This window comes from Caulobacter radicis, assembly GCF_003094615.1.
Classification (GTDB): domain Bacteria; phylum Pseudomonadota; class Alphaproteobacteria; order Caulobacterales; family Caulobacteraceae; genus Caulobacter; species Caulobacter radicis.
Genome location: NZ_QDKO01000006.1, coordinates 1 through 18967 on the forward strand (window position 1 = coordinate 1; position 18967 = coordinate 18967).

General features: G+C 69.6%; 22 protein-coding genes and 1 pseudogene. 15 read left to right on the plus strand and 8 right to left on the minus strand.

The window, feature by feature from the left end; translation table 11 throughout:
• Positions 1–637 (minus strand): c-type cytochrome (locus tag DDF62_RS01100; protein WP_133244863.1); only part of this gene is annotated, 637 nt, incomplete at its 3' end.
• A gap of 169 nt (positions 638–806) precedes the next feature.
• On the opposite strand from DDF62_RS01100, the gene DDF62_RS01105 reads away from it, so the two are divergent.
• The 3 genes from DDF62_RS01105 to DDF62_RS01115 all read left to right on the plus strand — a co-directional run bounded on the left by DDF62_RS01105 (position 807) and on the right by DDF62_RS01115 (position 4045).
• On the plus strand, positions 807–1541 hold the full coding sequence (locus DDF62_RS01105; RefSeq protein ID WP_116487399.1) for a 3-deoxy-manno-octulosonate cytidylyltransferase: 735 nt from the start codon (positions 807–809) through the stop codon (positions 1539–1541).
• A gap of 8 nt (positions 1542–1549) precedes the next feature.
• Positions 1550–2398: a prephenate dehydratase gene (locus DDF62_RS01110; RefSeq protein ID WP_116487400.1), complete on the plus strand. Its 849-nt coding sequence runs from the start codon at positions 1550–1552 to the stop codon at positions 2396–2398.
• 237 nt (positions 2399–2635) lie between these two features.
• Positions 2636–4045 (plus strand): FAD-binding oxidoreductase, encoded by a 1410-nt coding sequence (locus DDF62_RS01115; protein ID WP_116487401.1) that lies wholly within the window; start codon positions 2636–2638, stop codon positions 4043–4045.
• Here the strand turns inward: DDF62_RS01115 and DDF62_RS01120 are convergent.
• Genes DDF62_RS01120 through DDF62_RS01135 form a run of 4 tightly spaced genes read right to left on the minus strand, consistent with a single transcriptional unit; the run spans position 4042 to position 5716 of the window.
• Entirely contained in the window at positions 4042–4359 is a 318-nt protein-coding gene (locus DDF62_RS01120) for a hypothetical protein (RefSeq protein WP_116487402.1), read from the minus strand. The genes DDF62_RS01115 and DDF62_RS01120 overlap by 4 nt on opposite strands.
• A 46-nt stretch (positions 4360–4405) precedes the next feature.
• On the minus strand, positions 4406–4897 hold the full coding sequence (locus tag DDF62_RS01125) for a hypothetical protein (protein WP_116487403.1): 492 nt from the start codon (positions 4895–4897) through the stop codon (positions 4406–4408).
• A 55-nt stretch (positions 4898–4952) separates the two neighbouring features.
• Complete coding sequence (locus DDF62_RS01130; protein WP_101717216.1) at positions 4953–5252, minus strand: transcriptional regulator; 300 nt, start codon at positions 5250–5252, stop codon at positions 4953–4955.
• Positions 5249–5716, minus strand: coding sequence for a hypothetical protein (locus tag DDF62_RS01135; protein WP_244286664.1), 468 nt, complete (start codon positions 5714–5716; stop codon positions 5249–5251). The genes DDF62_RS01130 and DDF62_RS01135 overlap by 4 nt, the downstream gene beginning before the upstream one ends.
• Before the next feature lie 189 nt (positions 5717–5905).
• Between DDF62_RS01135 and DDF62_RS01140 the strand changes: the two genes are divergently transcribed.
• From DDF62_RS01140 to DDF62_RS25460, 10 genes and pseudogenes are all read left to right on the plus strand, one after another.
• Complete coding sequence (locus DDF62_RS01140; protein ID WP_116487405.1) at positions 5906–7063, plus strand: lipase family protein; 1158 nt, start codon at positions 5906–5908, stop codon at positions 7061–7063.
• Between the two features lie 68 nt (positions 7064–7131).
• A complete protein-coding gene (locus DDF62_RS01145) occupies positions 7132–7347 on the plus strand; it encodes a ParD-like family protein (protein WP_116487406.1) in 216 nt (71 codons plus the stop codon).
• Positions 7344–8090, plus strand: a complete 747-nt coding sequence (gene map / locus DDF62_RS01150) for a type I methionyl aminopeptidase (RefSeq protein ID WP_116487407.1) — start codon at positions 7344–7346, stop codon at positions 8088–8090. The genes DDF62_RS01145 and map overlap by 4 nt, the downstream gene beginning before the upstream one ends.
• Positions 8091–8319: 229 nt before the next feature.
• Positions 8320–9087, plus strand: coding sequence for a peroxide stress protein YaaA (gene yaaA, locus DDF62_RS01155; protein ID WP_116487408.1), 768 nt, complete (start codon positions 8320–8322; stop codon positions 9085–9087).
• Positions 9088–9183: 96 nt separating this feature from the next.
• Complete coding sequence (locus DDF62_RS01160; protein WP_116487409.1) at positions 9184–9981, plus strand: 3-hydroxybutyrate dehydrogenase; 798 nt, start codon at positions 9184–9186, stop codon at positions 9979–9981.
• A 45-nt stretch (positions 9982–10026) separates the two neighbouring features.
• Positions 10027–10124 (plus strand): annotated as a pseudogene (locus DDF62_RS26560) (hypothetical protein); the annotation flags it as partial.
• A 20-nt stretch (positions 10125–10144) separates the two neighbouring features.
• Positions 10145–11206 carry a patatin-like phospholipase family protein gene (locus DDF62_RS01165; RefSeq protein WP_116487410.1) on the plus strand — a complete coding sequence of 354 codons (1062 nt, stop codon included), beginning with the start codon at positions 10145–10147 and terminating at the stop codon, positions 11204–11206.
• On the plus strand, positions 11203–11634 hold the full coding sequence (locus DDF62_RS01170; RefSeq protein ID WP_101717207.1) for an NUDIX hydrolase: 432 nt from the start codon (positions 11203–11205) through the stop codon (positions 11632–11634). The genes DDF62_RS01165 and DDF62_RS01170 overlap by 4 nt, the downstream gene beginning before the upstream one ends.
• A gap of 136 nt (positions 11635–11770) precedes the next feature.
• Positions 11771–13744 carry an alkaline phosphatase family protein gene (locus DDF62_RS01175; protein WP_208866801.1) on the plus strand — a complete coding sequence of 658 codons (1974 nt, stop codon included), beginning with the start codon at positions 11771–11773 and terminating at the stop codon, positions 13742–13744.
• A 110-nt stretch (positions 13745–13854) separates the two neighbouring features.
• Complete coding sequence (locus DDF62_RS25460; RefSeq protein WP_165832142.1) at positions 13855–13995, plus strand: hypothetical protein; 141 nt, start codon at positions 13855–13857, stop codon at positions 13993–13995.
• A 5-nt stretch (positions 13996–14000) separates the two neighbouring features.
• On the opposite strand, the gene DDF62_RS01180 is transcribed toward DDF62_RS25460, so the two are convergent.
• Positions 14001–15074: a hypothetical protein gene (locus DDF62_RS01180; RefSeq protein ID WP_133244864.1), complete on the minus strand. Its 1074-nt coding sequence runs from the start codon at positions 15072–15074 to the stop codon at positions 14001–14003.
• 184 nt (positions 15075–15258) lie between these two features.
• On the opposite strand from DDF62_RS01180, the gene DDF62_RS01185 reads away from it, so the two are divergent.
• Entirely contained in the window at positions 15259–16224 is a 966-nt protein-coding gene (locus DDF62_RS01185) for an NAD(P)H-dependent flavin oxidoreductase (RefSeq protein WP_116487412.1), read from the plus strand.
• Between the two features lie 211 nt (positions 16225–16435).
• On the opposite strand, the gene DDF62_RS01190 is transcribed toward DDF62_RS01185, so the two are convergent.
• On the minus strand, positions 16436–17440 hold the full coding sequence (locus DDF62_RS01190) for a L,D-transpeptidase (protein ID WP_116487413.1): 1005 nt from the start codon (positions 17438–17440) through the stop codon (positions 16436–16438).
• On the minus strand, positions 17437–17832 hold the full coding sequence (locus tag DDF62_RS01195) for a DNA breaking-rejoining protein (RefSeq protein ID WP_116487460.1): 396 nt from the start codon (positions 17830–17832) through the stop codon (positions 17437–17439). The genes DDF62_RS01190 and DDF62_RS01195 overlap by 4 nt, the downstream gene beginning before the upstream one ends.
• 112 nt (positions 17833–17944) lie before the next feature.
• Between DDF62_RS01195 and DDF62_RS01200 the strand changes: the two genes are divergently transcribed.
• A complete protein-coding gene (locus DDF62_RS01200) occupies positions 17945–18961 on the plus strand; it encodes a 2-hydroxyacid dehydrogenase (RefSeq protein WP_116487414.1) in 1017 nt (338 codons plus the stop codon).
• Positions 18962–18967 lie beyond the last annotated feature (6 nt).

Below are 18967 nucleotides of genomic sequence, written 5' to 3' on the forward strand. Positions count from 1 at the left end.
GCGCCGGAGCGGCGCCTTCGGCCGGGGCGGCGCCTTCAGCGGCGGGAGCCGCGGCCGCGTCGGCGGCCGGAGCGGCCGCGGCGGCGGGCTTCGGAGCCGGCACCGGCAGGGTCGATCCCAGGCTGTGCAGATAGGCGATGATGGCGATGCGGTCTTCCTGCTTCTTCAGGCCCGCGAAGGTCATCTTGGTGCCCGAGATATACTTGCCCGGCGCCTTCAGGAACTGGTCGACGTGGTCGTAGTCCCAAACGGGGTTCTGGCCGCCGAAGTCGGTCATCGAGCCCGAATAGCCAAAGCCCGGGTGGGTGCCCGGCTTCTTGCCCAGGGTGCCGAAGAGGTTGGGGCCGGTGCCGTTGGCGCCGCCAGAGGTGAAGGTGTGGCACGAGGCGCACTTGGCCGAGACGGCCTTGCCGGCCTCGATGTTGGCCGGCAGCAGCAGGACCGAACCCCAGTCGGGCGGAACCTCGGCGGCCGCGGCGCCCTCGCCGCCGGTGTCTTCCTGGACGGCGATCGCGTAGCCGGGCTTTTCGACTTCGTGCTTCTTGAAGACGATGTCGGAGGCCTCGCGCAGACCGAAGATGACCAGACCGGTCAGAAGCACGCCGCCGAAAATCTTGTTGAACGTAAGGTCGCTCATCTCAGCCTTGTCAGCCTCTTTATTGACCCGTCTTGCGTGGACGGAGCCGATTTATGAGCGCGGGTCCCCCCATGGTCTCCCCACGCGCGTGTTGCGCTCCGGTCTCTGACACGCTACCGCCCCGTGCGCAACCCGGGCGAACCGCGTTTCGCCTTCCAGACGTGACACCATGAACCCGATCGTCCTCATCCCCGCCCGCATGGCGGCCACCCGCCTGCCCAACAAGCCGCTGGCCGATATCGGCGGCCTGCCGATGATCGTGCGCGTGCTGCGCCAGGCGCAGGCGGCGAACATCGGCCCGGTGGCCGTGGCCGCCGGCGATCCCGAGATCGTGGCCGCGGTGGAAGCCGCCGGCGGCCGCGCCGTGCTGACCGACCCGGCCCTGCCCTCGGGCTCGGACCGCATCCTGGCGGCGCTGGCGGTGCTCGATCCGGCCGGCGCCCACGACGTGGTCATCAACCTGCAGGGCGACATGCCGTTCGTCGACCCGGCCGTGCTTTCCGCCTGCGCCGGCCAGCTGGCCGCCCACGCCGACGCCGACATCGCCACCGTGGTCGCGCCGGAAGCCACAAGCGCCGACCGCGCCAACCCCGACGTGGTCAAGGCCGTGCTGGCCATGGATCCCGAAGGCCAAAGCGGTCGCGCCCTCTATTTCACCCGCTCGACGCTCTACGGCGACGCCCCCGTCTGGCGCCATATCGGCATCTACGGCTATCGCCGCGCCGCGCTGGAGGCCTTCAACGCCGCCGCGCCGTCGCCTCTGGAGCTGCGCGAAAAGCTCGAGCAGCTGCGCGCCATGGAGCTGGGCCTGACCATCCGCGCGGCGGTGGCGGACGAGGCTCCGATCTCCGTCGACAATCCGTCCGACCTGCAGGCCGCCCGCGACCACGCCGAAAAGAACTGAAGACCGCTATGAGCACCCTCAAGACCATCGCCTTCCAGGGCGAACTCGGCGCCAACAGCCACGAGGCGTGCCGCACCTATTTCCCCGATTACCAGGTCCTGCCCTGCGCCACCTTCGAGGAGGCGTTCGAGGCCATCAAGACCGGCGCGGCCCAACTGGGCATGATCCCGATCGAGAACTCGATCGCCGGCCGCGTCGCCGACGTCCACCACCTGCTGCCCGCCTCGGGCCTGAAGATCATCGGCGAGCGCTTCAAGCCGATCCGCTTCCAGCTGATGGTCAACAAGGGCGTCACGCTGGACAGCGTCAAGACCGCCGTCTCGATGCCGATCGCGCTGTCCCAGTGCCGGCACAGCCTCAAGCGCCTGGGCCTCTCGACCGAGGGCGCGGGCGACACCGCCGGCGCGGCCAAGGCCCTGGCGGCCAAGCCCGACCCGACCCGCGCCGCCGTCGCGCCCGCCCTGGCCGCCGAGATCTACGACCTCGACATCCTGGCCCGCGACATCGAGGACGAACGCCACAACACCACCCGCTTCCTGGTGATGACCGCCGACCCGGCCCCGCCGGCCCCGTCGTTCACCCACCGCTGCGTGACCAGCTTCGTGTTCCGGGTGCGCAACCTGCCGGCCGCGCTCTACAAGGCGCTGGGCGGCTTCGCCACCAACGGCGTCAACATGACCAAGCTGGAAAGCTACATGGAGAACGGCGCCTTCACGGCCACCTTCTTCTACGCCGAGGTCGACGGCCGCCCCGAGGACCGCAGCCTCGCTTTGGCCTTCGACGAGCTGAAGTTCTTCTCCGAGCGCTTCGAGATCCTGGGCGTCTATCCCGCCGATCCATTCCGCGACGGAAAGTAGCGCGGGTTCCCACCCCTTCCTTTTCGCCCCCATCACTCCCGTCATTCCCGCCCTTGTGGCGGGACCCCCTCTGTCAGCCGCAAAGGCGGGAGGGGCGGACTGCCAAGCAGTCCGCTGGCGCTTCACGTGCGGGAGGAACCAGGGCTTCCCGCCACAGGGGCGGGAATGACGGGAGGATGGGGTGCGGAGCACATAGCCCGCCTTCTCCCCTCCCCCGTTCCGCCCTATCCTGGCGACATGACCAAGCCCGTTCCCGCAGATGTCGTCTCCCGCCTGAAGTCCGTGCTGGGCGAGGGCGGATGGAGCCAGGATCCCGAGCGGCTGGCGCCCAAGCTGGTCGAATGGCGCGGGCGCTGGAAGGGCGAGACGCCGCTGCTGGTCACCCCGCGCACCACCGCCGAGGTCGCCGCCGTGATCGGGATCTGCGCCGCGCAGGGCGTGGCGATCACCCCGCAGGGCGGCAACACCGGCCTGGTCGCCGGCCAGATCCCGCAGGGCGAGATCCTGCTGTCGACCGAGAAGCTGCGCGCCGTTCGCGACGTCGACGCCCTGGACGACGTGATGGTGCTGGAGGCCGGCGTCACCCTTTACGAGGCTCACCAACAGGCCGCCGCCATCGGCCGCCGCTTCACCGTGGGCGTGGCCTCGGAAGGCTCGTGCACCATCGGCGGCCTGATCTCGACCAACGCCGGCGGCACGGCCGTGCTGCGCTACGGCATGATGCGCGAGCAGGTGCTTGGCATCGAGGCCGTGCTGCCCAACGGCGAGATCTGGAACGGGCTGAAGCGCCTGCGCAAGGACAACACCGGCTATGATCTCAAGCAGCTGCTGATCGGCGCCGAGGGCACGTTGGGGGTCGTCACCGCCGCGGCCCTGAAGCTGCACGCGCCGTTGGCCTCGCGGGCCGTGGCGATCGTCGGCCTCTCCTCGCCCGCCGAGGCCATCCAGCTGCTCGCCCGCGCCAAGGACGAGACCGGCGGCGCGGTCGAGGCCTTCGAGCTGATGGGCCGCCTGGGCTTCGCCCTCACCGTCAGGAACGTGCCAGGCCTGCGTGATCCTCTGCCCACGGAGCATCCCTGGTACGTGCTGATCGAGATCGCCAGCGGCGAGCCGGGCGCGGCCGAGGCGGCGCTGGAGCGCCTGCTGGCCGGCGCCCTGGAAAGCGGCCTGATCGCCGACGCGGCCGTGGCCCAGACGGAAACCCAGATGAAGGCCTTCTGGCACATCCGCGAAGGTCACTCCGCCGGCCAGAAGCCCGAGGGCGCGGTTTGGAAGCACGACGTCTCGGTGCCGGTCTCCAAGATCCCCGACTTCATCGGCCAGGCCGACGCGGCGATCGAGAAGGCCTTCCCCGGAACCCGCATCGTCGCCTTCGGCCACGTGGGCGACGGCAACGTCCATTACGATGTGCTGAAACCCCAAGGCGGCGACGACGACGCCCATGACGCGGCCCGCGAGGCCGGCGCCCACATCGTCCACGACATCGCCGCCGGCTTCCACGGCTCGATCAGCGCCGAGCACGGCCTGGGCGCGATGAAGTCGGTCGAGGCCCTGGCCTACAAGGACCCCGTCGAGGTCGCCGCCCTGCGCGCCATCCGCGCCGCGCTGGATCCGCAGCGGATCATGAACCCGCGGGTGCTGTTCTAGGCGGCGTCGGCCGCGGCCGCCTTGGCCTTGCGGCGGGCGAAATAGACGGCGATCAGCGACAGCACCGCGCCGGCCGGGATGGTCGATTTCAGGAAGCCGCCGGCCTGGCCGGGGCCCAGGATGTTGACCGCGAAGGGCACGAAGCCCCACTGGCCGGTGGACGGCTGCATCCAGAAGGCGCCGACGCCCACGAAGCACAGCACGGCCCAGATGAGGCGCAGCTTCAGCGCGCGGGTGCGGGCCACGAAATAGAGGGCCACGATCATCGGCAGCGGCCAGGCCAGGGCGGCCGCGAGGGCGAGGGTCTCGTTCATCCCGCCTTCCTAGCGGCCGGCGCGCGAAAGAAAAGGGCGGCCTGCGTCACGGCTTGGCGGCCGCCCCCTGGAGGTCGCCGTCGCGGTAGGTCGACAGGCGTTCGAAATACACCGAACAGATGCCGGCCTGCGGGCTGAACATCTGGCGGATGCGGGTCTGGCGGGGCTCGTCGTGCCAGATGAACAGAAAGAACAGGACCTGGTCGGAGACCACCAGCGGCTTGCCGCGCTGGCGCAGGATGGCGTCGCCGACCACCTTGCAGGATTGGGCGGGCAGCTTGACCCCGACGCGCTCGAGGCCCGCGGGTCCGTAGTAGAGCTCCGCCTTGCCCTTCACGCCTTCCAGCATGAACGGCCCGGCGCTCTTGACCTGGCCGACGTCCATTTTCTCGCCGAACTTGACCGGCTTCAGGTCCGGCATGGCGGCCTGGGCCTGCTCGGGCGTCATGCCCCACTCGGTGGCCTCCCAGCCGGCGAGGGCCGCCCCGGGCGCGAGGCCCAGGACGAAGGCGAGGACGAAGCCGAGGAAAAGGCGCATGCGAGAACTCCGTTGCCCCCACAAGACCCATGCCTGCAAAGCTTGGCAATACACCTCAGATCTCCGGCACGCCCGCCATCATCGCCTTCAGCGCCGCCAGGTGCCCTTTCAGCGCCTTGCGGCCGGCGACGGTCAGCGAGGCCCAGGTGCGCACCCGGCCGTCGGAAGGGGTCTTGGCGACCTTGAGGTAGCCGGCCTCCTCCAGCGTCTTGAAGTGCTTGGAAAGCACCGACTCCGAGACGTCCAGCGCCTCGCGCAGGGTGGAAAAGTCGATGGTGTCGACACCGGCCAGCATGCAGCAGATCTGCAGGCGGTTGGGAGCGTGGATCACGGGATCGAGGGCGGCGGCGCTCAAAGCGAGCCGCCGTCGCGCAGGTCGCGGCGGAACGCGGCCTCCCAGACAAAACCGCCGATGGTGACGATCACCGCGATGGTCGCGCCGACCACCAGCGGCCCGGCGGCCAGGCCGTGCTCGCGGGTCAGCCAGGCCGAGCCCAGGACCGACAGCGCGGTCAGCACCGCCAGGACGACCGACACCCAGCGCGTGCGGCCGGCGCGATAGCCGTTGATCCACAGGCCGGTGCGGCGCTTGTAGGCGCGCACCAGCAGCAGCAGGCCGACCACGAACACCAGGTAGGCGCCGAGCATCAGCGGGACCGCCTGGCCCTGGACCGCCACGAGGCCGCCGGCCAGCAGCCCCAGCGCCGGGTGATACCAGATCGGCGCCCGGGCGCGGCGCGCGAGGTCGGCGTTGGCGGCCTCGACCTCGGCCAGCATGCGGGCGGCCTCGGCCGGATCGATCGAAGAGGTGGGGCTCACGGGCGCTTCCTTGCTTTCCATACCGGAAAGCTATCGATCACTTTCCATATCGGCAAGCATAAACTTTCCACGATGGAAAGTAATCGGGCGCGAGGCGCATGTGCGGCTGGTCACATCTTGAAGTTGAAGGCGTGATACCATCCCCGTCGACATCCCAAGGGCCCGGCGCCCAAGCCATCGGAGGCGACCATGCCGCAGACCGCCGCGACCAGCCTGACCCTGCAGCAGCAGGCCTTCTGCCTGTCGTGGCTGTCGAACGCCGCCTCCGACAAGGTCGACACCCTGGCCAATCTGGAGGCCCATGTGCGCCAGTCGGTCCAGGCCTTCCTGACCGACAACGCCGGCAAGATCGCCGACTGGTCGATCGCCTGGGGCCCCGTCGCGTCGAGCCACGAGGGCGCCGACCCGACCGCGCTCTACTACGCCGACAACATGCTCTACGCGGCCGCCGCCACGGTAGCCGGCGCGCCCTGCCTGGTGGTGGCCATGGCCGGCACCAACGAGGACGACGCCTATGACTGGCTGACGGAAGACTTCTCGATCGTCCGCCAAGTCGACTGGCCCTACGGCAACGGCGGCTTCGACGGCGCGCCCTCGCCGAAGATCTCGCACGCCACGGCGACCGGGATCGCCGCCTTGCTGGCGCTGCGCGATCCCCAGGCCGGCGGCATCCAGGCCTTCGTGACCAGCTGGACCAAGGCCAACCCCGGCGGGACGGTGATCTTCACCGGTCACAGCCTGGGCGGGGCGCTGTCGCCCAGCCTGGCCATGGCCGCCATCGGCCAGAACGGCGGCCCGTTCGTGGGCGCCACCGCCCTGACCCTGCCCAGCGCCGGCCCGACGCCGGGCAATCCCGACTTCGCCGCGCTCTACACCCACTTCTTCCCGGCTCCGGCCCCGGACTCGGCGCAAGGCGGTCCGGTCCCGTTCAACACCGACCTGGTCAACGCCCACGACATCGTGCCCACGGCCTGGAACGACGTGAAGCTGACGGGCTTCTTCACCAACACCGGCGACATCGCCTTCAAGCTGGCCATGGACGCCCTGCTGGCCTCGCTGGACGGTCTGGCCCACGGCCTGATCGGCTTCAACACCTACCAGCCGATCGCCCACCAGACCTTCGCGGCCGATCCGCCCGACGTCGACTACGACAGCCTGCAAGGCTATTTCGGCCTGATCGTCGCCAACCACCTGGCGGCCTATCCGACCTATGTCGGCGTCGACGACGCGCTCACCGACACCACCGCGGCCATGACCCGCGCCACGCTGCGTCAGGTCCAGACCCACGCCAAGCGCCTGACGGCGGCGGCCAAGAACCAGGGCGCGGTCGCCCAGGCGGCTCAATAGGGTTCTTGCCCTCGGCCATTGCTCGGCCATATAAGACATATACGAAACGTATATGCGAGAGCGAGGCCATGGGCATCGTCAACATCGAGGACGAGCTGCACGAGCAGCTGCGCCGGGCCAGCAAGGCCTCGTACCGGTCGATCAACGGCCAGGCGGCCTTCTGGATCAGGATCGGCATGCTCAGCGAGCTGAACCCCGGCCTGACCTTCCAGGAACTGGTGGCCCGCGAGCTGAAGGAGGCTGGCGTCGACGCCCCCGGCCTGCCGGCGACCACCAGCGCATGACGATCGACAACGAGGACCAGCTGGACAAGCTGCGCGCGGTCGGCGCCCTGGTGGCCCGCACCCTGACGGCCATGGGCGCGGCGCTGGAACCGGGCATGACCACCCGCGAACTGGACGGCATCGGCCGCGCCCTGCTGGAGAAGGACGGCGCCCGCTCGGCCCCGGAACTGACCTACGACTTTCCCGGCGCGACCTGCATCTCGGTGGGGCCCGACTGCGCCCACGGCATTCCCGGCGACACGGTGATCAAGGCCGGCGACCTGATCAATATCGACGTCTCGGCCGAGCTGGACGGCTATTTCGGCGACACCGGGGCCAGCTTCTCGGTGCCGCCTACAGCTAAGCGCATCGAGCGCCTGTGCCGCGACGGCCGGCGGGCCATGTGGGCCGGCATCCGCGCGGTGCGGCCCGGCGGCCGGCTAAACGAGATCGGCCGTCAGATCGAGGCTTTCGCCGACAAGAACGGCTACAGCCTGGTGCGCAACCTCGCCAGCCATGGCGTCGGCCGTTCGCTGCACGACGCCCCCAAGGAGATCCCCACCTGGCATGAGCCGCGCGACCGGCGGGTGATCACCGAGGGCCTCGTCTTCACCATCGAACCGTTCCTGTCGCTCGGCGCCGACTGGGTCGAGGAGCTTGACGACGGCTGGACCCTGCGCCCGCCGGGCCGCGAGGCCACGGTGCAGTACGAGCACACCCTGGTGGCCACCCGGAACGGACCGCTGGTGCTGACGCTGGCCTGAACGGGGGCGGACAAATTGCCCGCATAGCCTCTCTCCCCGTAAATTCCCCGCGAAGGCGGGGACCCAAGCTGACTTTCAGGATCGACCAGATACCGCGCCGAGACCCCCGGACTCGGCTTGGATCCCCGCCTTCGCGGGGATGCTCGGCGGAGAAGCGATCTACCTTAAGGGTCGGCTCCTCAGCCCCCGGTGCTGGCGAAGCGAGACCAAAGCCTCTATCTGCACCCCCATGCTGATGGTCATCTCTCCCGCCAAGTCGCTAGACTTCACCGCCCCGGATCAGGTGCTGCCCCTGACCACCCCGGCCCTGAAGCCGCAGATCGCGGAACTGGCCAAGGTCACCCGCAAGCTGACTGCGGCCGACCTGCGTCGGCTGATGCACATCTCCGAGAAGCTGGCCGACCTGAACCGCGAGCGGTTCCAGCATTTCGACCCGGAGGTCGAGGATGGGCTCCAGGCCGTGATCGCCTTCAACGGCGACGTCTATGCGGGCCTGGCCGCGCGCGAACTGGATCGCCCGGCCCTGGAGTGGGCGCAAGGGGCCTTGCGCATCCTGTCGGGCCTCTACGGCGTGCTGCGGCCGCTGGACGCCTTGCAGCCCTACCGTCTGGAGATGGGCACGCGCCTGAAGACCAAGCGCGGCGCCAACCTCTACGACTTCTGGGGCGAGACCATCGCCAAGACCCTCAACGAGGCCGCCGCCGACCATGCCGACCCGACGCTGGTGAACCTGGCCAGCCAGGAGTATTTCGGCGCCGTCGACGCCAAGGCCCTGAAGCTGCCGGTCGTCACCTGCCACTTCAAGGAAGAGAAGGCCGGGGCGCTGAAGGTGTTGGGCTTCTACGCCAAGAAGGCGCGCGGCCGCATGGCCCGCTACGCCATCGAGGGCCGCGTCGAGAAGGCGCAGGACCTGAAGGCCTTCGATCTGGACGGCTACAGCTTCCGCCCCGATCTCTCGACGGAAGCGGACTGGGTTTTCGCTCGCCCGCAGCCATAATTTCATCTATCGATGAATTTATAAGCGCTCGCTCTTCGCGATAGCGAGCTATATGCTGCAATGCAGCAAGTCGGGCAGGACAGCAGGAGCGCGCCGATGGCCGTGGATTTCGGGTTGCAGGGTCAAGTCGCCATCGTCACGGGCTCGACCAGCGGCATCGGGCACGCGCTCGCCGACGCCATGGCCGCCCAGGGCGTCAACATTGTGCTCAACGGCCTGGGCGAGATGAACGCCATCGAGCGCACCCGCGCCGAGATTGCCGAAAAGCACGGCGTCGAAGTGCTGTACCATAGCGCCGACATGACCAAGCCGGTCGAGATCGCCGACATGGTGCGCGCCGCGAAAGCCGAGTTCGGCGAGCTGGACATTCTCGTGAACAACGCCGGCGTCCAGCACGTGGCCCCGGTCGACGAGTTCCCCGACGACAAGTGGGACCTGATCATCGCCATCAACCTGTCGTCGGCGTTCCACGCCGCCAAGGCGGCGCTCCCGATCATGAAGGAGCAGGGCCGCGGGCGGATCGTCAACATCGCCTCGGCGCACGGTCTGGTCGCCTCGCCCTACAAGTCGGCCTATGTCGCCGCCAAGCATGGCATCCTGGGCCTGACCAAGACCATCGCGCTGGAGGTCGCCCAACAGGGCATCACCTGCAACGCCATCTGCCCCGGCTTCGTGAAGACCCCGCTGGTCGAGGCCCAGATCGCCGACCAGGCCAAGGCCCGCGGCATCAGCGAGGAGGCGGTGATGAAGGACGTGATCCTGGCCGCCCAGCCGACCAAGCAGTTCGTCACCGTCGAGCAGCTGGCCGGCCAGCTGCTTTACCTGGTCAGCGACCTGGGCGCCTCGGCCAACGGCGCGGCCTTCACCGTCGACGGCGGCTGGACCGCGCAGTAAGGCGCCTTCACGCCGGTCGGTTCAGGGGCGGATCGACAGCAGCGCTTGAGACGAAACCTCGTCCTTCGACAGGCTCAGGATGAGGTTTTTGAATCACCGAGCCTGTAAGTGGTCCTCATCCTGAGCGCGTCGAAGGACGAGGACCAAGCACGAAGGCCGCCCCATGCCCATCGCGCCGCTGAGGAAGAAGCCCAAGGGTCCGCGCCCGATCAGCCTGGCGCTGCAGGGCGGCGGGGCGCACGGCGCCTTCGAGTGGGGCGTCATCGACCGCCTGCTGGAGGAGGAGGGCCTGGAGATCCAGGCCATCACCGCCGCCTCGGCCGGGGCCATGAACGCGGTGGCCTTCACCTCGGGCCTGATCGCCGGCGGCCGCGACGGCGCGAAAGCCGCGCTCGACGACTTCTGGAAGCAGGTCAACCGCAAGGGCGGCCGCAACGTCTTCGGCGACACCAGCATCTGGACAAGCGCTTTCGGGGGCGCGACCGACTGGATCAAGAACACGCCCGGCTGGCGGATGGCCGAGACCCTGGCTCTGTCGCTCAGCCCCTACGAGTTCAATCCGTTCAACCTGAACCCGCTGCACGACATTCTCGACGAGGCGATCGATTTCGCCGCCCTGCGCGAGCGCTCGCCGGTCAAGCTCTACATCTCGGCCACGGCGGTGCGGACCAGCAAGGCCAAGGTGTTCCGCGAGACCGAGCTGACCGCCCGCCACGTGATGGCCAGCGCTTGCCTGCCGCAGGTGTTCCAGGCGGTCGAGATCGACGGCGAGCCCTACTGGGACGGCGGCTTCCTGGCCAACCCGCCGCTGTGGCCGCTGTTCTACGACCAGACCCCCGACGACATCCTGCTGGTCAGCCTCAACCCCTTCGTCCGCGACGAGACGCCCAAGTCGCCGGGTGAGATCATGGACCGCCTGAACGAGATCACCTTCAACGCGGCGTTGTCCTCGGAGCTTCGCGCCATCGGCTTCGTGCAGAAGCTGCTCGACGAAGGCCTCTTGAAAGACAATGCCCGGGGGCGCTATCGGCGCATGCTCGTCCACGCCATCAAGGCCGACGAGCCGCTGGCCGACCTGTCGCTGGCGTCCAAGTTCAATACCGAGTGGAGCTTTCTGACCGACCTCAAGGCCCGCGGGCGCAAGGCGGCGGAAGACTGGCTCGGCGAGTGCATGTCCCAGGTGGGCGAGCGCTCGACGGTAGATCTGAAGTCTGGTTTCGCATGATTACCCCCGCCCCGACCCCCTCCCCCACCGCCGGCGTGATCTGCCTGCGGGGGCATGAGGTGCTGCTGATCAAGCGCGGCACGCCGCCGCGTCTGGGCCAATGGAGCCTGCCGGGCGGGCGCATCGAGTTCGGCGAGACGGCCGAGGCCGCCGCCCTGCGCGAACTGCGCGAGGAGACCGGCGTGGAAGCCCGGCTTCTGGGCCTCATTGATGTCGTCGACGGCGTCTTCACCTCGCGCGAGACCGGCGAGACCACCCGTCACTTCGTGATGTTCGACTACGCCGCCGAATGGACCGGCGGCGAGCCCCACGCCGGCGACGACGCCGCCGACGCCCGGTTCTTCACGCGGGAGGAGGCCATGGCGGCGGTGGAATGGGACCTGACCCGCCAGGTCATCGCCCAGACCTACGACCTGTTTCGGCGATAAGGCGATCGCGCCCGGGCGCAAGTAATAATCGCACAAAGAAATATTCTATTTAAGGTTGCGATCGCCACTCTCTGGACGTGATGCTTCCCCTTGCCTGGCCGCGCCCTGACGGCGACCGGCCCAAGGGGAGGCGTCGATGTCCACCAAGCACTCCTGCCAGATCTATCTCCAGAGCAACGTCGGCGATCCGACCATCGTCACGCTGTGGCACAAGAATTCCGACTACGGCATATCCAGCCAGACCTGGACGATCCCGCCCAACGGCAAGGTCGGTCCGATGACCGTGTTCTTCAACACCGGCCTCGGCTCGCTGACCGTGAAGGACTACTGGGCCGTCAAGCTGGTGGTCGAGAGCGGCACGGCCCATGGCGTGTTCCACAGCGTCGGCTCGGACAACTGGACCGAGTGCCAGCTGCAGTCCCCCGACGCCGGGCAGTCGATCACCCTGACCGTCGACACCGGCGTCCTGAAGATCCCCCTGCCCTCGGGCGGCACGTCCGCGCAGATGCAGATGACCTCGCCGCTGGCCCAGGTCGACAACGTCTTCGTGCTGATGCTCGAGAACCACTCGTTCGACAACATCTTCGCCTTTTCCGGCATCCCGGGGATCGTCGGCTCGTCGAGCCAGAACATGAACGAATACAAAGGCGTCCAATATTTCTGCGCCGCGCCGGCCCCGACCGCCATGCCCACCGATCCCGGGCACGAGTTCGCCGACGTCTACGAGCAGCTGTGCGGCGAGGGCGCCGTGCATAGCCCCTGGTCGAGCTACGGATCGCCCACGGCGACAGGCTTCGTGGCCAACTACGCCACCAGCACCAGCGAGCTCAAGGATCACAACCCCGCCTACCTGCCGACCCAGGCCGAGTACGGCGACATCATGCTGTGCTTCGACACGCCCAATCAGCTGCCGGTGATCTACCAGCTGGCCACCGAGTTCGCGGTCTGCGACCGCTGGTGGTCGTCGCTTCCCGGCCCCACCTGGCCCAACCGCTTCTTCGTGCACGGCGCCTCTTCGGCCGGCTGGTCGGACTCGCCGGGCGAAAGCTATATCGCCAAGTGGGAGACCGTCAGCGGCTTCACCTATCCCAGCGGCGCCTCGATCTACGACCGGCTGAACACCGCCCACATGAACTGGCGGATCTATGTCGACGAGGAAGGCAACACCCTGGGCGGCATTCCCCAGGTGTCGTCGCTGAAGGGGGTGACCTACAAGATCGACACCGAAGCCTTCTCCAGCTTCGCCGACGACCTGCTGGGCCCCTACCCCTACCCCTACACCTTCATCGAGCCGAACTACGGCGACATCTATGGCGGCACCTATGTGGGCGGCTCCTCGCAGCACCCCATGGACTCGATGGCCAAGGGCGAGGCCCTGATCAAGGCGACCTACGAGGCGATCCGCAATTCGCCGGGCTGGGCGCGCAGCCTGCTGATCGTCACCTATGACGAACACGGCGGCTTTCACGACGCCGTCACCCCCTACGGCGCAACGCCGCCGAACGACGGCTCGCCCCAGGACGTGGCGATCAACTCGGGCGGCTTCCTGTTCGACCGATACGGCGTGCGGGTGCCGGCCGTGATCGTCTCGCCGCTGATCCCGAAGGCCTCGGTGAGCCATACCCAGTACGATCACGCCTCGGTGCCGGCCACGCTGGAGGCCCTGTGGGGCCTGCCGTACATGACGTCCCGCGACCAGCACGCCAGCACCGTGCTGCCGCTGCTGTCGCTGGCCACCGCGCGCACCGACTGCCCGGTGACGCTGAACGATCCGGCGCCCGAGGCGGTGGCCGCTTCGGCGAGCCCCGCGCCGATGTCGGCCGAGGTCGCGGCTCAGCCCCTGCCTGGCGCCGGCAACACCATCGGCTTCCTGCACATCATGGCCAAGACCGACCTGGCCCTGGCCAATGGCGACCCGGCCGCGGGCGCGGCGATCCAGGCCCGGGTGGCGGCGATCAAGACCCGGGGCGAGGCCGAGGCTTACGCCGCCGAGGTGGCCGCCAAGGCCGCCGCCGCGCGGGCCGGCGTCGAAAAGACGAAAGCCGCCGCCGCGGCCTTCGCCTCGCCCAAGCCGCCGGAGGTGATTTCTGGACCCGAAAGTCCAGAATAAGACATTGAAATTTATACGCTTGTCGAACCAGAGCTTCGGTGAGACGCTTTCCTCGTGACCGGCAGCCTCGACGTCAGAGCGCGGCGCCGGCTCACGAGGAAACGAGAGAGATGACCCCGCAAGACATCGTGGGCCTGGCCCCGCCGCGCGGACTTCTGGCGATGATCGCGCTGATGCTGTCGGCCATGGCCGCCTGCTTCTGGACCCCGGAGCTGGACCCCGAACGCATTCTCGACGACGAGCGCCGCTGAGGCGCTTAAGGCTTGTAGTTCCCCCAGCCCCAGCAGCCGGGGCGCGGCGCGCCGGCCAGCCCTTCGCCGTCGACGCACAGCAGGCCCGCGCCCGGCCCCACGCCGCCTGGCGGCGAGATCCAGGTCACCACCCCGTCCTCCACCCCGACCAGGGCCACGTCGCGCTTGTCGGAGAGATTGCGGCTCTTCCAGCCGCCCAGGTCGACGGTCAGCACGCCATAATCCGGTCGCGTCGAACCGTGCCAGCGCAGGCCGTCCTGGTCGCGCGCGAAGGCCTTGGGGTCCCGCGGCAGGCGCTGGCCCACGCTCATCCCCGCCAAGGTCGCCGCCCCTCGCTCGCGCGCCCGTTCCCGATCGCGGTTCATGGCCGGCAGCTTCACCGCGAACGGCAGCAGGGCCAGGCCCTGCATGTCGCTGTTGCTCAGCCCCGGACGCCTAGCGGCAGGCGCGATGGCCAGCGGCCGCGGCCCCGGCGCGCAGGCCGCCGACAGCCGGTCGGCCGGATCCGCCGCGTCCTTCGACCAGCGTCCGAGAAAGCCCCGCCCGTCCTCCAGCGGCAACTGGCCGAAGGCCGGCGCGAACGGCGAGGGCCGGCTCTGGCGGACCCACCGCTCATGGGCCTTGCGATCCTCGATCGGCGGGGCGGGCGAGCGGGGCCCCGCCGGCGTCCGCACCGGCCTCAGCACCGCCGCCAGCCGTCCGTCGTGGAACACCAGGACCGGATCGCCCTTTCCCGGTTCACCGGAACCCGAAGCCAGCCGCGAGCGACAGATCGGGGCTTCCGGGTCGAGGGGCCCGTCGCCATAGGTGCGCCAGACGGCCTGCTGGCGCAGCCGCCTGGGATCGGCGACCAACTGGTCGAGCGTGAAATAGACGTCCGTTCCGTCGCTGCCCGCGACCTCGAAGCCGCGCGTCAGGGGCGTCTGCGCCGGCGCGCCGGTCAGGCGGGCCCGCACCTCGACGGGGGACAGCCCGATCAGGTCGCCGACCGCCGCCTCGCCGGCCGCGGCCTGCGACGGCCCGACCGCAAGAGCCAACAGTCCGGCCAGCAGCGCCGACAATCCGATCCGCCTGCTCATGCCAGCCTCCCAGATCCAACCCTGGGAGGAAAACACGGCCAAGGCTCGCCCGCCACCGAAAAGTGAGTGAACAATCACACTCGATCTGTGAGGCGCCGTCGCGGAAGGATTGCGGCGGCCGGCGTCGGGCGCACACTCGCCGCCAAGGCCCCGCCGAAGGGCCGCAACGATAGGGAGACCCGCCATGGCCCTGCGCACGCCGCTGTGCGACCTGCTGCACGTCGAGCATCCGATCCTGCTGGCCGGCATGGGCGGGGTGTCCTACGCCCCACTGGCGGCGGCGGTCTCCAGCGCCGGCGGCTATGGCGTGCTGGGCATGGCCGGGACCTCGCCGAACTTCATCCGCCAGCAGATGCGCCAGGTGCGCGCGCTCACCGACAGGCCGTTCGGCGTCGACCTGCTGGCCGCCACGCCCGACGCCCTGACCGCCAGTGTCGACGTCATCATCGAGGAGGGCGCCAGCGCCTTCGTCGCCGGCCTGGGCGTGCCCTCGCCGATCATCGCGCGGCTGCACGCGGCGGGCCTGAAGGTGATGGTGGTCTGCGGCACGGTGCGCCATGCCCAGAAGGCGCGCGACGCCGGCTGCGACGCGGTGATCTGCCAGGGCGGCGAAGGCGGCGGCCACACGGGCCTGGTCGGGACCCTGCCGCTGGTGGCCCAGGCGGTCGAGGCGGTCGACATCCCGGTGATCGCGGCCGGCGGCCTGCATGACGGCCGGGGCCTGGCCGCCGCCCTGGCCCTGGGCGCCCAGGGCGTCTGGATGGGCACCCGCTTCATCGCCAGCGTCGAGGCCCATGCCGGCGAGGTCTATCGCGACGCCGTGCTGGCCGCCCGCGACGAGGACACCGTCCGCACCCGCTGCTACTCGGGCAAGCCCATGCGGGTGCGCGCCAACCCTTACGTCGACGACTGGGAGACCCGGCCGGGCGAGATCCAGCCCTTCCCCTTGCAGGCCATGGCCAGCGTCCAGGCCGGTGTGCTGGGCGGCATCGGCGGCCAGACCGAGGGCCTGGATCCCGACCGCTCGTGCCTGGCCATGGGCCAGAGCGCCGGCGGCATCCGCCAGGTTCTGCCGGCTGGGCGGATCGTCGCCGACCTGGTCGCCGAGGCCGAAGCGGCCATCCGCCGCAGCGCGGCGCTGGTGGCCTGAGGGGAGCTGAGCGCGACGCCGTCCAACACCCTCAAGTCGTCATCCCGGCCGGAGCGCGCAGCGCGGAGAGCCGGGACCCAGGGGCCGCCGCAGTGCGCCAGCCGCTGTCTGGCTGGGTGATCTGGGCGCCGCGCCCAGTCCCCTGGGTCCTGGGTCTACGGCGCTTTGCGCCTTCGCCCGGGATGACGATGGAGTGTAGTGGGGACGAGCCTCACCGCCCCGACGACAGCACCGTCAGATGCTTGCCGGTCGTGTCGGGCAGCACCGGCGACTGGGTGGCCAGGATCGTCGTGCCGGGGACGATCACCGTGCGCACCGCCGTGCGGAAGCCGTCGGGCATCCTGGTCTTGGCCATCAGGTCGGGGTCGAGCGGCCGGTCGGCTTCTTCCTCGTGGCCGGGCGCGCCGACATAGGCCCAGCGCGGCACCCCGTCCTTGACGCCGGTGCAGACCAGGACGTGGGTCTGGAAGTCCTCGTCAGGGAAGACGACGCCGGCGCGGCCGATCTCGACGCCGTTGCGCAGCACCACCGCCCGGTGGTCGCTGCGCGAGGCGATGATCGTGACCGGCCCGGCCGGCGAGGCCTCCGGCGTCCAGCGCCAGTCCTCGCCATAGGGCGGCGGCTCGGCCCCCAGATCGAAGCCGGCGTTCATCGGCATGCCCAGAACTCCGGCGGCGCTGGGCATGTCGGCGGGCGGGTCGCCGGCCTTGCCGACCACGATCACCGTGCCGCCCATCGGCGTGATCCCGAACAGCAGCTTGGCGAAGCCCATCGGCAGGTGCACGCAGCCATGGCTTTCCGGATAGCCCGGCAGGCCGCCGGCGTGCAGCGCCACCCCGTCCCAGGTCAGCCGCTGCTGATAGGGCATGGGGGCGCTGTTATAGAGGCTGGACCGGTGGTCGGCGTCCTTCTGCAGGATCGTGAACACCCCGGTCGGCGTCTCGTGGCCCTCCTTGCCGCTGGACACCGTCGAGACGGCGATGCGCACGCCGTTGCGATAGACCGTGGCCAGCTGCCGCGACAGGTCGACATGCACCACGACCGGCCCCTTGGGCGCGATCTGCGGGGCCCACACCCATTGGCCGGGCTTGAGGCTCTCGCCCGTGCGGGCCAGTTCCACCGCCGAGCTGGCCTTGGCGCCCTGGGCCAGGGCCGCGCCGGGCGCCAGCACGCCGGCGGCCAGGACGAAGCCGAGTTCGCGTCTCGAAAGGCTCATCTGGCGGCGATGGTCAGGGTGTAGGCGGCGGTCTCGTTGCGGCGCGCGGCGTTGCGCATCAGGTAGACCTGCACGGTGTAGTCGCCGCTGGACGGGATCTTCACCGTGGCGCTGGCGCCCGAGGTCGAGCCGACGAACAGCGCCGCGTCCGCGCCGGGGGCGGTGATGTTGAAATAGGCCGAGGCGTTGGTCGGCTTGAAGTCGACCTTCAGGGTCTGGCCGGCGGCGACCCCGACCTTGTAGTTCACGGACGCATAGCCCTTGATCGAGCCCTTGATGGTCTTGGACGAGGTTCCCTTGGCGAAATGCACCGTCTCGGTGCGGGGAGCGTCCTGCGCCATGGCGGGAACGGCGGCGAGCAGGCAGAGGGCGGCGAGCGTGCGGGCGAGCATGTCGATCTCCTGGGCGGCGAAGGCCTCAAAGCGAGGATAGGTTGAGCCCCGGGCTAGGCGCAATCGCACGAACCACCGATAGTCGGCGCATTCCACAGTCTGGAGCTTGCCCGTGCGCGTCGCCGTGTTTTCGACCAAGGCCTATGACCGTCGCTTCCTGGATCGGGCCAATGCCGCCGGCGCTCACGCCATCGACTATTTCGAGGCCCGGCTGGACGTGACCACCGCCGCCCTGGCGGCCGGCTACCCGGCGGTCTGCGTGTTCGTCAACGATCGGCTGGACGCGGCGGCGCTGAGGATCCTGGCGGCGGGCGGCACGCGGGCGGTGGCCCTTCGCTGCGCCGGCTACAACAATGTCGACCTGGCGCAGGCCGAGCGCCTTGGAATCACGGTCGTGCGGGTGCCGGCCTATTCGCCCGAGGCCGTGGCCGAGTTCACCGTCGGCCTGCTGCTGGCGCTCGACCGCAACATCGCCCGCGCCTGGGGCCGGGTGCGCGAGAACAACTTCGCCCTCGACGGCCTGATGGGCCGCAACCTGTCGAGCCGCGCAGTCGGGGTGATCGGCACGGGCAGGATCGGCGCCCTGGTGGCCAGGACCCTGCGACTGGGCTTCAACTGCCGCGTGCTGGCCAGCGACGTGGCGCAGGACCCCGAGCTGGTCGCCATCGGCGTGGAATACGTGGCTCGCGAAGCCCTGCTGCGCCAGGCCGACATCGTCACCCTGCACTGCCCGCTGACGCCGCAGACACGCTACCTGATCGACGCGGCCGCCATCGCCGCGGCCCGCGACGGCCTGACCATCGTCAACACCAGCCGCGGCGCGCTGATCGACACCGCCGCCCTGATCGACGGCCTCAAGAGCCGCAAGATCGGCGGGGTGGCGCTGGACGTCTACGAGCAGGAGGCCGACCTGTTCTTCGAGGACCTGTCGAACGAAATCGTCCAGGACGACGTCTTCCAGCGCCTGCTGACCTTTCCCAACGTGCTGATCACCGGCCACCAGGCCTTCCTCACCGAGGAGGCCCTGTCGGCCATCGCGCAGACCACGCTCGCCAGCCTCTCCGAGATCGAAGCCGGCCAGGCGCCGGCCAACCAGGTGACGGCGCAGCTGGTCCGGCCGGCGGGCTGATCGGCG